16 protein-coding genes are annotated in these 13971 nt (G+C 48.8%); 14 read left to right on the top strand and 2 right to left on the bottom strand.

All coding sequences use genetic code 11. The features are described 5' to 3' along the window. Positions 1-7 precede the first annotated feature (7 nt). A complete protein-coding gene (locus KD147_RS03680) occupies positions 8-1582 on the top strand; it encodes a dihydrolipoyllysine-residue acetyltransferase (protein WP_212546930.1) in 1575 nt (524 codons plus the stop codon). A gap of 167 nt (positions 1583-1749) precedes the next feature. Next, the gene (locus tag KD147_RS03675) at positions 1750-2115 is read left to right on the top strand and encodes a DUF805 domain-containing protein (protein ID WP_105189633.1); all 366 of its coding nucleotides are present in this window, start codon (positions 1750-1752) and stop codon (positions 2113-2115) included. Between the two features lie 73 nt (positions 2116-2188). On the opposite strand, the gene KD147_RS03670 is transcribed toward KD147_RS03675, so the two are convergent. Further along, positions 2189-3817 (bottom strand): M28 family metallopeptidase, encoded by a 1629-nt coding sequence (locus KD147_RS03670; protein WP_212546929.1) that lies wholly within the window; start codon positions 3815-3817, stop codon positions 2189-2191. Between the two features lie 109 nt (positions 3818-3926). On the opposite strand from KD147_RS03670, the gene KD147_RS03665 reads away from it, so the two are divergent. The 3 genes from KD147_RS03665 to KD147_RS03655 are packed head-to-tail and all read left to right on the top strand — an operon-like array spanning position 3927 to position 6719. Next, positions 3927-4739 (top strand): DUF3025 domain-containing protein, encoded by an 813-nt coding sequence (locus KD147_RS03665; RefSeq protein ID WP_212546928.1) that lies wholly within the window; start codon positions 3927-3929, stop codon positions 4737-4739. After that, on the top strand, positions 4736-5527 hold the full coding sequence (locus KD147_RS03660; protein ID WP_212546927.1) for an ABC transporter ATP-binding protein: 792 nt from the start codon (positions 4736-4738) through the stop codon (positions 5525-5527). Before KD147_RS03665 ends, KD147_RS03660 begins: the two co-directional genes overlap by 4 nt. Then, on the top strand, positions 5520-6719 hold the full coding sequence (locus tag KD147_RS03655) for an ABC transporter permease (protein WP_212546926.1): 1200 nt from the start codon (positions 5520-5522) through the stop codon (positions 6717-6719). The genes KD147_RS03660 and KD147_RS03655 overlap by 8 nt, the downstream gene beginning before the upstream one ends. 41 nt (positions 6720-6760) lie before the next feature. On the opposite strand, the gene KD147_RS03650 is transcribed toward KD147_RS03655, so the two are convergent. Then, positions 6761-7609: an OmpA family protein gene (locus tag KD147_RS03650; protein WP_212546925.1), complete on the bottom strand. Its 849-nt coding sequence runs from the start codon at positions 7607-7609 to the stop codon at positions 6761-6763. A gap of 105 nt (positions 7610-7714) precedes the next feature. On the opposite strand from KD147_RS03650, the gene KD147_RS03645 reads away from it, so the two are divergent. The 9 genes from KD147_RS03645 (at position 7715) to cpaB (ending at position 13960) form a co-directional block, all read left to right on the top strand. After that, positions 7715-8506 carry a hypothetical protein gene (locus KD147_RS03645; RefSeq protein WP_212546924.1) on the top strand — a complete coding sequence of 264 codons (792 nt, stop codon included), beginning with the start codon at positions 7715-7717 and terminating at the stop codon, positions 8504-8506. Positions 8507-8546: 40 nt separating this feature from the next. Further along, the gene (locus KD147_RS03640; protein WP_212546923.1) at positions 8547-9062 is read left to right on the top strand and encodes a response regulator transcription factor; all 516 of its coding nucleotides are present in this window, start codon (positions 8547-8549) and stop codon (positions 9060-9062) included. A 108-nt stretch (positions 9063-9170) separates the two neighbouring features. Then, entirely contained in the window at positions 9171-9446 is a 276-nt protein-coding gene (locus KD147_RS03635; protein WP_105189641.1) for a Flp family type IVb pilin, read from the top strand. A gap of 32 nt (positions 9447-9478) precedes the next feature. Then, a complete protein-coding gene (locus tag KD147_RS03630; protein ID WP_502710212.1) occupies positions 9479-9787 on the top strand; it encodes a Flp family type IVb pilin in 309 nt (102 codons plus the stop codon). 77 nt (positions 9788-9864) lie between these two features. Beyond that, positions 9865-11244: a Tad domain-containing protein gene (locus KD147_RS03625; protein WP_212546922.1), complete on the top strand. Its 1380-nt coding sequence runs from the start codon at positions 9865-9867 to the stop codon at positions 11242-11244. A 2-nt stretch (positions 11245-11246) separates the two neighbouring features. Continuing rightward, positions 11247-12149, top strand: a complete 903-nt coding sequence (locus KD147_RS03620) for a hypothetical protein (protein ID WP_212546921.1) — start codon at positions 11247-11249, stop codon at positions 12147-12149. Continuing rightward, complete coding sequence (locus KD147_RS03615) at positions 12139-12813, top strand: hypothetical protein (protein WP_212546920.1); 675 nt, start codon at positions 12139-12141, stop codon at positions 12811-12813. The genes KD147_RS03620 and KD147_RS03615 overlap by 11 nt, the downstream gene beginning before the upstream one ends. Beyond that, positions 12800-13036, top strand: coding sequence for a DUF4244 domain-containing protein (locus tag KD147_RS03610; protein WP_105189645.1), 237 nt, complete (start codon positions 12800-12802; stop codon positions 13034-13036). Before KD147_RS03615 ends, KD147_RS03610 begins: the two co-directional genes overlap by 14 nt. 21 nt (positions 13037-13057) lie before the next feature. Next, positions 13058-13960: a Flp pilus assembly protein CpaB gene (cpaB, locus tag KD147_RS03605; protein WP_212546919.1), complete on the top strand. Its 903-nt coding sequence runs from the start codon at positions 13058-13060 to the stop codon at positions 13958-13960. The last annotated feature ends 11 nt before the right edge of the window (positions 13961-13971 follow it).

Below are 13971 nucleotides of genomic sequence, written 5' to 3'. Positions count from 1 at the left end.
GACAGGCATGGCTAAAGATTTTATCCTACCAGATATCGGCGAAGGTATCGTCGAGTGTGAAGTGGTTGAATGGCTAGTTGCCGTGGGCGATGAGGTTAAAGAAGACCAGCCGATTTGTGACGTAATGACGGACAAGGCGCTGGTTCAGATCCCTGCGGTACACGATGGCGTGATCACCGAGCTGTACTACGCCAAGGGCGATATCGCTAAGGTGCATGCTCCTTTGTTTGCCATGGATGTGGCCGGTGAGGAAAGCAGCGCAGCTGCAACGCCGGTTGCCGAACAAGCGACTCAAGCAGCGCCTGCACCTGCGGCTCAAGGTGGTTCCCAAGGTGGCGCCCTTGAAGACTTTATCCTGCCGGATATCGGTGAAGGGATTGTTGAGTGTGAAGTGGTTGAGTGGCTCATCAGCGAAGGCGATGAGATCAAAGAAGATCAGCCCGTTTGTGACGTAATGACCGATAAGGCCCTGGTACAGATCCCCGCCAAGTACGATGGCAAGGTGATGAAGCTGTATTACCAAAAGGGCGATATTGCCAAGGTTCACAGTCCATTATTCCAGATGGAAATCGCCGGTTCATCAGCTAATGCCGCAAACACTGATGCAGCTGCCGCTGTTCAAGCTGCACCAGCACAAACAGCCAATGCCGATAAGCCATCAAGCGAACCTGTGGCCCAAGGTAAAGCCCTGGCTTCACCTGCGGTACGTCGTCGTGCTCGTGAATTGGATGTGGATATCAGCACGGTTCCTGGCTCAGGCAAGAATGGTCGTGTGTTTAAAGAAGATATCGAACGCTTTATTGCCGGTGGTGCATCTGCTAAGCATGCGGAGCAAGCAACCAGCACAAGCGCGGCGCCAGCAGCTCCAGTAAGCGGTGGTACACGCGTCGAGCCTATTAAGGGCATGAAGGCGGCGATGGCCAAACAGATGGTGCGCTCGGTGTCGACTATTCCGCATTTCACCTACAGCGATGAAATCGATTTGACCGACCTTATCGCCCTGCGCGGTGGCATGAAAGAAGAGTATAAGCAACAAGGTGTGAAACTCACCATGATGCCATTCTTCATCAAGGCGCTGTCACTGGCGATGAAGGAATTCCCGATCCTCAATGCCCAGGTGAATGATGACTGCACCGAGTTGACGTATTTTGACGATCACAACATCGGCATGGCCGTTGACTCTAAACTGGGTCTATTGGTACCAAACGTGAAGCAGGTACAGAACAAGTCTATTGTAGATGTGGCTAACGAAGTAACGCGTCTTACGGACAGCGCCCGTGAAGGTCGTGTAGCGCCGGCGGACCTTAAGTCTGGCACCATTTCGATTTCGAATATCGGCGCTATCGGCGGTACCACGGCGACGCCTATTATCAACAAACCTGAGGTGGCCATTGTGGCCCTGGGTAAGCTGCAGCATTTGCCGCGCTTTAATGCCAAGGGTGAAGTTGAGGCTCGTGCCATTATGCAGGTAAGCTGGTCTGGCGATCACCGCGTCATCGACGGCGGCACCATTGCCCGTTTCAACAACCTGTGGAAAGACTACTTAGAGCAGCCCACAAAAATGTTGATGGCGATGAGCTAAAATTAGCTAACAACCTGAATAAAAACTGAAAAAACCAGCGCTTGCTGGTTTTTTTTATGCGTCTTTTGGATTATGATTTGTCCAGCTTTTGCGTCCAGCGAAGGTGGTTTGCTCTGGCGTAACTCGTTCAGATCAATGGAATTTACAATAACGAACAGGAAATAGTGATGAACTATTATATTGAAGCACTCCAGCGTTTTGCTGATTTCAACGGCCGTATCCGCCGCAAAGCATACTGGATGTTCTTTTTATTCAACCTAATCTTTAGCATCGTAGCCACGGTTATCGACATGGTTCTTGGTACCGCGTTTATCGGTACAATTTACTCGCTAGTGCTACTGATCCCAAGCTTAGCCGCGGGCGCTCGTCGTCTTCACGATACTGGCCGTTCAGGTTGGTGGCAGTTACTTTACTTCCTACCGCTTATCGGTTTTATCGTGCTTATCATCTTCTTTGCTCAAGACAGCCAAGACGGTGACAACGACCACGGTCCTAACCCAAAAGAAGCTGATCTAGAAGGCGCTGTTGCTTAATGCAGCAGTTTTAGCTCAGTAAAAAAGCCGGTTTAATAACCGGCTTTTTTATGTCTTTGGTATTTCAGCTAACCTATTTGGCGCGCTGGAACTCTGAATTGGCATACCATTTTGGCCATTGTTCCTGTTGCGAGATATCAAAGCCCACCTTATAGAACAATTGCAGGTCTTGCACCGCGCCGGACAGATCCCATTCATCGCGGTAACGGTCGCAAGGCTGGTGATAACAACCGCGCAGTACCAAGCTCATGCGCTTACGGTATTGTGCGGTTTCTTCGTCACGAGCTTTACTGCCGCCGCCTGCATACATGGCCGGGACACCCATGTTGGCAAAGGCGAAGTGATCCGAGCGATAGTAACCACCCGAACTTGGCTTAGGATCGCCAGAGATGGTGCGCTCCTGCATTTTCGCCGCTTCACCTAGCATATCGTCGAGCTCAGACTTACCCATGCCGACTACGCTCACATCTTTAACCTTGCCCAGCAGGTTGAGGCTATCCATATTGATATTGGCCACGGTTTTATCTGTAGCAATCACAGGGTTAGCGGCATAGTATTTAGAACCCAACAGGCCTTGCTCTTCGGCGGTCACGGCCAAGAATGTAATAGAGCGGTCGGGATGACGCGGCAAGGTGGTAAAGGCTTCAGCCACTTCAATCATGCCGCCGGTGCCGGTGGCATTGTCGTGGGCACCATTATAAATCTGGTCGCCTTTACGGTTTTTATCCGTACCCAGGTGATCCCAGTGCGCCGAGTAGATAATGTGCTCATCTGGCTTTTTGCTGCCCGGTAGGGTGGCGATAAAGTTGTACGATACCGATTTTTTGATTTCGCTGTTTACCTCAACGCTGGCAGTCAGGTCGCCCATATCCACGTGGTAGGCACCTTTGGCGGCACGTTGCTTGGCCTCATCAAAATTCAGTCCAGCCTTGGTGAAGAGCTCTTTAGCCACATCCAAGGTTACCCAGCCTTCAACGGCAACGCGATCCATATTGTTGTTGTCTTTTTGGAAGCCAAACTGCGGGCCGCTCCAAGAGTTTTCAACCACGGACCAGGGGTAGGAGGCCGGTGCGGTTTCATGCACTATGATAGCGCCGGCGGCACCTTGACGGCTGGCTTCTTCATATTTGTAGGTCCAGCGGCCGTAGTAGGTCATGGCATCGCCGGTAAAGAGCTCAGGGTTCTTGGTGGCAAAGCCTGGATCGTTCACCAGTATCACCACGGTTTTGCCTTTCACATCCAGGCCTTCGTAGTCGTTCCAGTTGTACTCAGGGGCATTTACGCCATAACCGACAAACACTAGCTCGGAATCTTTAATGCTTTCTTTGGCACTGATACGGCTGGTACCCATCACCATGTCTTTTTTATATTGGTAGTCTTTACCACCAATGCTCAGGGTCATGTTGGCGTCGGCCTCGATAGACACCAAAGGCACCTTTTGTAAAAAGCTATCGCCGTTACCGGGTTGGTAACCCAGGGCTTTAAACTGCTCGGTTAAATAAGCCAAAGTCAGTTCTTCGCCTTTTGAAGAAGGGGCACGGCCACCAAATTCGTCTGAGGCCAAGGTTTTTACATGCGTTGCCAGTTGCTCGGCATTGATACTGTTCCAACCAGCCATCATGTCTTGATTGCTGATCTGTGTGCTGGCACAGCCGGCAAGAATCGCCGCGCTGACTAGCGTCAAAGGAAAATAGCGCTTCATAATATTATTAGTTTCATTGCTATAAGACCGAGCCAGTATAAGGATAGCGGTAAAATTAAACCAGTTTTTGCGCTAAACTACGCAAAATTTACGCTTAGCAATCGCAGTAATGAAACGTTTTACCCCTTTTGAACATTGGCAAACAGGCTGCTTGCAAAGCGGCGCCTTTGCCCATTTAAATGCCCTTTTTGCACTGAACCAATACTCGGATTGGCCAACGCTGGCCGAGCTTAACCGCCACACTATCGTCAATGCTAATAACCAACCGCTGCAGTTTATCGATAACGCCGAGTTTGAGCGTGACGGACGTTATTATGAGTCGTTTATATTTGAAACCGGCAAGGTACCTACGCGCCAGCATAACTGGCACGACCTTTTTGGCGCCTATATGTGGCATCTGTTTCCCAAAACCAAGGCCTTATTAAACCGTTTGCATATAGACGAAATGGCTGTGCAACAAGGAAATCAGCGCAGTAAAATGCGCAATGCCCTGACCCTGTTTGACGAATGTGCGGTGATCTTGGCGGTGACTGACTCAAGTTGGACAGAGGCATTTCGTGAACATCAATGGCATGAGGTGTTTGTATCGCGCCGCGAAGGGTGGCAAAGCGAAATCCGCGCCTATACCTTTGGCCATGCGAACTATGAAATGCTGACTCAGCCCTTTATTGGCCTAACCGGTAAGGCGCTGTTTGTGCCGGTAAGCGCTGATATATTTTGTAAAGATTTAGCCAGCCAATACAGCTACCTAGATGAGCGCCTCTATGAGATGATAGGCAAAGATAGGGTGTTGGCGGATAACTCGGCCATGTCGCCACTGCCATTACTGGGGGTGCCGCATTGGTATGAAGACAATAATAACGCCGCTTTTTATGCCAATACCGACTACTTTAGGCCAAAACGAAGGAAGAATAACAAATGATAAGCGTGAACGGGCTTAAGAAGAAGTTCAAGCTCACCAAGGATCATAAAAAGGGGGTCTCCGAGGCGCAGCAAGACCCGCGTGAAGAAAAAGACTACTTCCACTCCGTCCGTGATGTGCATTTTCACTGTGAACAGGGTGAAGTCTTGGGCCTGCTTGGGCCTAACGGCGCCGGTAAAACCACCACCTTACGCATGCTCTCTACGGCGCTGAAACCGGATGAAGGCAGTATCGAGGTCGGCGGCGTTGATTTAGTGAAAAAGCCTTTGGCCGGGCGTAAGGCCATCGGCTTTTTATCTGGTTCAACCGGGCTCTATGGTCGTTTGACCGCTAAAGAAAATGTCGAATATTTTGCCAAATTACATGGCATGAAGGGGGCCGAGCTCAAGCAGCGCTGCGATGAGCTGTTCACCTTGCTGGATATGCATAGCTTTTTGGATAAGCGCGCCGACAATCTCTCCACGGGGATGAAGCAAAAAACCAATATTGCCCGCGCCGTAGTGCACAGACCTAAGGTGGTCATTCTTGATGAGCCGACCACGGGATTGGACATCATGACCACACAAACGGTGATCAACTTTATTAAAGGCCTTAAGGAGCAGGGCACGCCTGTGGTGTTCTCAACCCACCATCTCGACGAAGTGGCATTGTTGTGCGACCGCGTATCCGTGATTGACCAGGGACTCACTTGTTTTGATGGCACCTTGGCGGCCTTTAAAGAACAAGGGCGCAGCGAGGAGCTAAACCAGGCGTTTATGAACATTCTTGAGGGACATCGTCATGTTTGAAGTATTTTTAAAGGAAATAAAAGAGCTGTTACGTGACAGAAAAACCCTGATGTTTATTGTTGCTCTGCCGCTTTTGATCTTCCCGGTTATTTTTGCCGTGGTCGGCTACATGATGGCAATGGCTAACCTAGAGGCGGAGCAGGAAGTTCATAAGGTGTATATCATAGGTGCCGAGGCGGCGCCTGAGTTTACCGAGGCCGTCAAATACCATAAGAACTTTGAACTGGTCAGCGCCGACTATGCAAATAAGAATGACATTATCCAGGCAATCCAGAATGAAGAGCTGGATGTGGGGATAGTGATCCAAGCCAAGGCACAACCCGAAAGTCGGGAGCAAACCACCTGGCAGGTCATTTACAATGACTCTGCGCGTATCAATTACCTGTTTAGGTATATCGAAGAGTTAAAAGAGCAATACCAAAGCAAGGTGCAGACCCTCTCATTTAATGCGCTGGGTGTCACTAAAGAGAGCGAGATGGAGTTTTTGATATCCCCCATCAAACTGGAGAAGGTGGATACGGCGGATGCGCGTGAAAGCTGGGGTGAAAAAATTGGCGTGCTGCTGCCTTATTTGTTGATCCCCATTGTACTGACCGGGGCCGTCTATCCAGCCATCGATCTGGGTGCCGGTGAAAAGGAGCGTGGTACGCTGGAAACCCTGCTACTTACCCCAATATCCAGAACCAACATAGTTTTGGGTAAGTTCTTAACCGTGCTGTCCGCCTCCCTGGCAACGGCCAGTTTGAGTATACTCAGCATGGGGCTCTGGCTGTTTGTGGCCCGCACCTTTGTTAATGTCAGTGAGTTCACCGTCGCGCTATCGCACATCACCTTTGTTGAGCTGCTCGCCATGCTGTCCTTGCTGATCCCCTTGGCGGCGATGTTCTCAAGTATCGTGTTGTCTATTTCTATCTATGCACGCACTTTTAAGGAAGCACAAAACTATATGGGTCCGCTGTCTATGCTGGTCTTTATTCCGGTGATGATCTCGGTGATGCCGAATATGGAACTGACCTATAAAACGGCGTTTATTCCGGTAACCAATGTGGCCCTAGCAATCAAGGAGTTGTTAAAGGGTACCAGCGAGATTGGCATACTGGCGGTGATCGTCGGCTCGAGCATTCTGCTCGCGGTAGGACTGTTAGCCTTTTGTGTGCGTTGGTTTAATCAAGAAAAAGTGCTGTTTAGGTAAAAGGGCGTGGCTACGGTGGGCTTGCCATCGTAGCCACTCGCTCAATTAGATATTAAGGGGGAAATGTCGACGCGGCGATTCTTCTCTTTTCCCGCCTCAGACTCGTTTGCAAACCTTGGGCTCAGCTCTCCCACCGATTCATAGCTTAATACATGCGGCATAACGCCTTGTGCCAGTAAATACTCATACACCGAGCGTGCACGTTCCAGCCCCAGTTTATGATTATATGGCGCTGAGCCACTGTTATCTGTGCCGCCAGTAATTTTAAAGCTAAGCTTAGGGTGCTCGTTGATGACCTCAACAAATCGATCAAGAGCGGTTGTCGTGTGCTCAGTGAGCGTTGCGCTGTCCAAAGCAAAGCGTACATAGGTTTCTAAAGGTATATCTACTAAATCAAAGTGCTGTAGGGCAACAAAGTAGTTGTCGGCAAAGAAGGTCATTTTGCCAAGGTAAAGAGAGTAGTATTCCTTATCTTTTACCCAGAGCTCTTGGTACTGTTCACCCTTGTCGACCACAGTGTTCTTGATCCCCAATTTGCGCTGCAGGCTATTGGCGTTGCCACAGGCCGTATCGCGACAGCTAAACAGGCGTTCATACCCCATAGATGCTAATTTTTGGGCAACGTCGGACTTTAGCTCACGGGTTCTTGTTATATCGCTGCCGAATTCTACGCCCGCTACCCTGGCATAACCGGCTAGGCGCTTATTTTCTTTTAACGCATAATTAATATCGATGGGCGTGTATTGTTGCGCATAGTCGTATGCCGAACTCGATGTATCAATATCTAATATTCCCTTAATGTTTCCATCACATTTTGAGCCGCTTTCGGCCAGGGTAGTGTGACTAAAAAGTAAAATATATACTGTTGTTATTATTTCATTAATATTCATTTATGTTCCCTCATAAATACAAAAATAAAGTAATCTAGATTTTGTTTTTGTTTTTCCATAGAATAATTTTTATTAATATTAATATTAATTTTAATGCTAACACGTATGAATAAACTAGTCATATCCCTAACTTCAATGTTGTTTTTATCTTTTAATGCTAGCGCTGATTTAATACTTAATTATGATATTTATTCACTGGATGAAAATGAAAAGCTAGGTAAGGCAGTACTGAAAGTCAGCGATAAAGTGCTGCGTACAGACTATCAGCTTGAGGGTGAAAACCGCTCTTACATGACCGAGAAGTGGGCGGGTCGTTATGTCATAGATCACAACCTTAAACATGTTTTTGTAACCAACTACCAGGTTATGACAGAGCATTATGCACCGCAGTTGAAAATGATGGCCTCACAGATGCCTAACCTAAGTGAGCGCGATATCTATGAAATGGCGTTCGATCCTCAATCTGACCCGAGCGAATACCTTATTTATGTACAGGCTGATAAGCAGCATCTTGTTGGCCATAAACCCGAAGACCCTAGCGATATTCGCTTTCGCATCAGCACTGTGCCTGCTGTTAATGGGATAAAACCTTTAAGCAGTGACGAGTTTAATTGGCTGTTACAGCGGGTACGTGAAGACATACGTTTTGGTCTTTCCGGTACGCAATTGACCCATCAGGTGAGCGAGCTATTTCGGCATATAAATTACCAGCATGATGCCTTTCCTTATCGTGTTGAAGACATTGACGCGGGCTTTGTTATTGAATTGAAGAAGATTATTCGAGGGCCTATAGACGAGCGGGAGTTAAGCATTAACAAGGGTTATCTGCTTCAAGACGCAACGAAACGTTATCTCGAAGCACTTGATGACCTAGCCGAACATTTAGAGCAAGAATAAACGGGCAATCGTAAATAGCGATATTAAGAGGGACTTTAGATTGCATAGCGATACAGACTGGCGGCAAACACTGCGCCGAGAAAATATCAACTTCGTCGACCTTGATGAAATGACCTCCCGCCTTGATGAAGGGGCGGTGACGGGCGTCGTGGTCGTTCATAGTCGTGGCTGTGATTGTCCATTGACACTTGAGCTCGAGGCGCTGGGTAAAGGCGCCAGGGGAGTGATTTATAAGGATATAGGTGCTCAAGAGCTGGAGGAGGCCATTAAGGCGCTCAACAACAATATCCGCTGGTTTTCCCGTGCGGCTATGTCGACCTTTATCGACCGGGTACTAAAAAGCCAGGCAGAAAAATGCCAGTTGCAGTCGCAGTTAACCCGCCGTGAGCGCGAGATAGCACAGTTGATAATTCAAGGTTTATCGAATAAAGAAATTGCGCTAGAGAAGAGGATAGCCGAGACAACCGCCAAAACTCATGTGCAAAACTTATTGCGAAAATTAGGGGTTAAAAACCGCACTCAACTTGTGGGTTATCTATCTGATTTTAATTTATAGCTATTAATTAAAATATTAATTTTGAGTTAATAATCCAATCGGATGATTGGTCGTTTGTTTTTATTAATCTAGAATGTTCATGTTTTATTAATTATGCATGGAGAGAAAATGAAACAACGTCAATTAGGCCAGGGTATGGTCGAGTACATTATTATTGTTGCTCTTATCGCTGTATCTGCTATCGGTGTATACAGTTTGTTTGGTCAAACTATTCGTAACCAGGTGTCGGGCTTGGCGACCGAAGTGGGTGGTCAAAACTCATCTGCACAAATTCAAGCGGCGCAGGACTCTGCGAAAGATGCGCAGGATAACGCCGATCAAGAGTACAACCTGGGCAATTACAATGAAGGTGCGGCTCAAGAGAGTGGCGGCTCAGGTAACTAATTGCTGCTAACGCTAAACAGAAGGACGCTGTCATGATGCTACAACTCCGAAAACAGCTGGGTCAGGGCATGGTTGAGTACATTATCATCGTTGCTTTGATCGCCGTTTCTGCGATTGGTGTTTACAGTCTCTTCGGGCAAACCATACGTAATCAGGTGTCTGGCCTGGCTACGGAAGTGGGTGGTCAGAACTCGTCGGCGCAAATTGAAGCGGCACAGAGCTCCGCTGATAAGGCAACTACTAATGCCGATAAAGAATATAACCTGGGTAACTATAACGAAGGAGCCGCACAAGAGGGTGGCTCGGGTGGTAGCTCGGGTGGTTCAGGCACCGTAGATTAACCTCGTTTTATTAGCGCTAGGCAATTAAAAGAATAGGGGGCCTGGCTCCCTATTTCTTTCTTTAAAGGAATTAGATAATGCACAAGGAAAAGGGTCAGTCCCTGGTGTTGGGTCTTATATTTTTATCGATAATCGTCTTATCTTTGCTGTATTTATTTAATGTCTCACAGCAGAACTTGCATAAAACCCGACTGCAAAACTTCTCCGATGCCGCGGCCTTAAGCGGGGCTCAGCTATTGGCCCGTGATTTGAACTACAAGGCCTACACCAACCGCGCCATGGTGGCCAATCATGTGTCGGTAGCCCAGTACGTCGGTCTAGCGTCCTGGGGCAATATGACCGAAGAAACAACGCGCAATATTTCCCGTATCATGTATTTTATCCCGCCGGCGGCGGCCATCGCTTCGGCGATTGAATCCGCCGTGACCCAAATCAATCAATATATGCAGCCGGTGCTTGAATATGCGGTGATGTTTACCGATGGCGTCAATCGCCTGCTTTCAAGATCGCAACAGCTGATGAGCTCGGCGACCATGGTTGCGGCGGTCGATACCACCAATAAGGTGCTAAAAGAAAACAATCAAAACGCCGATATCGATACTATCTCAGCGCTCGGTGTCGCCAATTACGTGGCAAGGGACTGGGTGAATTTCCAGGGGCGTTTTGACAGACGCGATAACACCGGCCGTTACGATGACCATTTTAATTTGATTGTCGACTCTCGCGATCCCTTCAGTAAAAAACGTTCGTTTAATTGGTCTTTTCCGTTTTCCGCTCATTTATTCCCGGTGAAATATAAATCAAAGCAGGCGGGAGGGACCGAGCTATTTAACAATGGTGAGCGTGATGCGGAAACCTGGAGTGGTATGGATACCTTCGGCTTTCACTTTTATAGATTCAGTTGTAAACGATTTCGCTGTAAGTGGCGTGGCGGTGAAATACCGGTAGGCTGGGGCGCTGGGCATGCGGGCGATGACCAGGATACAACGAATTATACCGCGCGCCATTATTATGGCCGCTCTCGGGCGATTAACCGCAAGGCATCGCGTTACGCCTATACCAATGAGAGTGAGATGAATAATGCTTACTCCGGTTTGCAGCCTTTTTATGACATCAAACAGAGTCAAAACAGAAACGTGGCGCCGAAATTCACCATTGCCGTGTCGCAAAAGCGTAAAAATATTCGCACCTCGGAGCAGCTTAATATCGGCACCGGCGGTCCGGCGCAGACCAACGTCAACTTAGAAGAGCACACCGCCACCCCGGACGGTGAGTTGTTAGTGCTCAGTAAGGCGAAAATATACTACTTCCGTGACCGTGCTCTGTGGGGACGCTCCGACTCTAAATGGGAGTATGGCAACCTCTACAACCCATACTGGCAGGTCACCCTGGACGACACCACCAATGGTGAGCGGGGCATGGTGGCCGCGCTCGCCTTTGCGGCGCAGGAGAAATAGTCATGAACAAGCAAGCCGGTCAATCCTTAGTAGAAATGGGTATCTTTGTGGCCTTTATTGTCGCCCCTTTAATGTTACTGGTTCCGTATTTCTCCAAGTTAATCGAGGCCCGTCATTATAATGATATGGCCGCCCGTTATGTTGCCTGGGAGCGTACCGTGTGGTTTGAACGCGCACCAGGCAATTGGTCGCGCAGCAGCGGTCATCTGGCCATTAAAAGCACTCCAGAGGTGGTTGCTCAGGTACCGCATCGCATTATCAATGGCCATGAATCCTTGATCTTTTCTGACGCCAGTGCGCAAACAAAGAAATGGCATGAAGACAAGGCGGCGCAGCATTACCGCTTTAATCAAGCCGGCCAGGATGACAGCCAGTTTCTGTTAGCCGACTACAACGACGGCAAAGACCAAAACAACAAGCAATACATGCTGCATACGCTTAATAACGAGCGCGTGCCAGGCAGAGTCACCTCGTTACTGAATTCGGCTATGTCGGTATTGAAAATAGGCGGGCTGTCGTTAGAGACACGTGGTATGTATTCGGGCACCAGCAAAATTAAGGTAAACAGTCATAAGTTGTTGGAAAATGTCAACGGCGATCTGCTCGCCAGCAACGCGCAAGAGAATAAACGCCTGGGCCAGTTTGAATTAGAAATGGAGTCCAAAAACTACATAGTTGCCGATGGCTGGAATGCCGGTAGCCAAAGGCACAACAGAAGACGGGTGAAATCCCTGGTGCCTGCAAACCTGTTGAACATGTCCCTGTTAAATAACTTACGAAGACTCTTGTCGAATATTCCCATTGCTCGGCCTATTCGCCCAAGCAGCTTGAAACTCGGGCACACGGACGTTGAAAAACTGCCAGCGCACAGAACAGGAAGTAACACGGATGCTAATGATGAATAAATTGCTACTTATATCAGCGCTGTTATTTTGCAGTGCCAGCGCCGTTGCAAAGATAGACTTTCCCGAGCAGGCGACGGTCACGACCGTCTCCGATGGCATGCTGGTCAATGGTAAGAAGGTCAAAGCCTGGACGTTCTCGGCGCAGTTATCGAGCACTGAGATTGCCGCCTATTACACCCAGTTATGGCAAGGGCGCAGCGATAAATTCGATGACCAGACGCTTAGTGGCTGGCGGATCATTAACGCCCTCATAGACGATATTCACTATAGCGCCAAGATCCCCGAGTTGAATGCCGAGGACAATCTGACTTATATCAGTTCGATGGAAGAGCCGGACTCTGAACTCATCAAGTTGGACAGAGCCCTGGAGAATTTTCCCAAGCCCTTGGGCACCTATGTGGTGACCGATGTTAAAGCCAAGGACGGAGTCAAGCTGTCCAATACCCTGTTGATGCGCAATAGCTTGTCTATTGCCGAAAACCTGAACTTTTATGACAGCTATTTTAAAAAGTACGGTTGGGATATAGACACGTCGGCCTACACCCAAGACCAACAAAGTGGCGTGTTTATGGCCCGTAAAGGGCCGGAGAATATTAACATCACCTTTGATAGAGAGCGCCAATATTCAATCATTACCGCGGTACGAGTCGATGTACAACTTTAAACGGGTCAAAGGCCAGTCAACGGTCGAATATGCCATAGTCACAGCGGCGCTAGCCGGCGCGTTATTGACCCCGGTTCCGCGTTCGGAGCTGATAGAGAACACCTGGCTCAAAGATTATCAGGGCAAAAACGTGATGACCATTCTCAATGACAGGCTCAAGCGCGCATACAACGCCTACAGCTATGCGAAGTCTTTGCCACCATTGCCAAAAACAAGTCGGTAGAAAATAACAAGGAAGTAATCGATGAAGAAGCTTAAGTTTCTAGATAAAAACTGGGTGATCCTGCTCATTTCCATTCTCCTAGGCGGCGTAGCCGCCTGGTCCGTGGGCAACTATATGAAAGCAAAAGAGACGGAAATGCAGGAGCGCTATAGCCGTAACAACATAGTAAAAGTGCCGGTGATAGTGGCAACCAGGGAGCTGAATAAGGGCGATATCATTGACCAGTCTGCCGTCGCCGTGCGTGAAGTGCCGCAAGATTATCTGGCGCCGGGCGCCATGCACCCGAGCGCATTTGCCGAAGCCGATGGGCAAATGTTGCTCGATCACGTGGCAAAGGGCCAGCCCATCCTACGTTCGTTTTTACCCGGGAAAGGGGTGGAGCAGTTTTCCGACATCATAGCCGATGGCCGCCGGGCGGTGACCATCAGTATCGATGAGCGTAACTCCAATGCCGGTATGCTCGTTGCTGGCGACAAGGTAGACCTGTTTTTAATGCGAGAAAAAAAGGATGAGGCTAGCCGTGAGGCCAGCCGCTTTGATCTGTTAATCGAGCGCGTGACCGTGCTCGCGACCGGCAAGGTGACGGTAGATAAACACCGTGAGTTGGTTGATGAGATCTACTCCGATCCATCCAATTACAGTACGGTAACGCTGGATTTAAGTGCCTTCGATGCGGCGCGCGTAACGCTGGCCAAAGAGCATGGTGAGTTTGTGGCGTTATTGAGAAACCGCCGTGATGCGTTGCAAGTCCAACACCAATCGATCGACTCCGGCGCGCTGTTTAAACACGGTGAGTCAGAACGTGAGGTTGAAATGATTCTCGGTGGTCAAGGCGGGCTTGCAAGTGGCGTACAAACCTTTGTCAAAGATCCGGCAGATCCGCCTTTGAACAAAGATTATGCATCTAAGAACAAGAACTTATAATTGAAGTACAG

The sequence above is a fragment of the Pseudoalteromonas sp. BDTF-M6 genome (assembly GCF_018334135.1).
In the GTDB taxonomy this organism is placed as follows: domain Bacteria; phylum Pseudomonadota; class Gammaproteobacteria; order Enterobacterales; family Alteromonadaceae; genus Pseudoalteromonas.
Note: the sequence above shows the minus strand (reverse complement) of the source record. Positions and strands in the feature narration are given on the sequence as shown.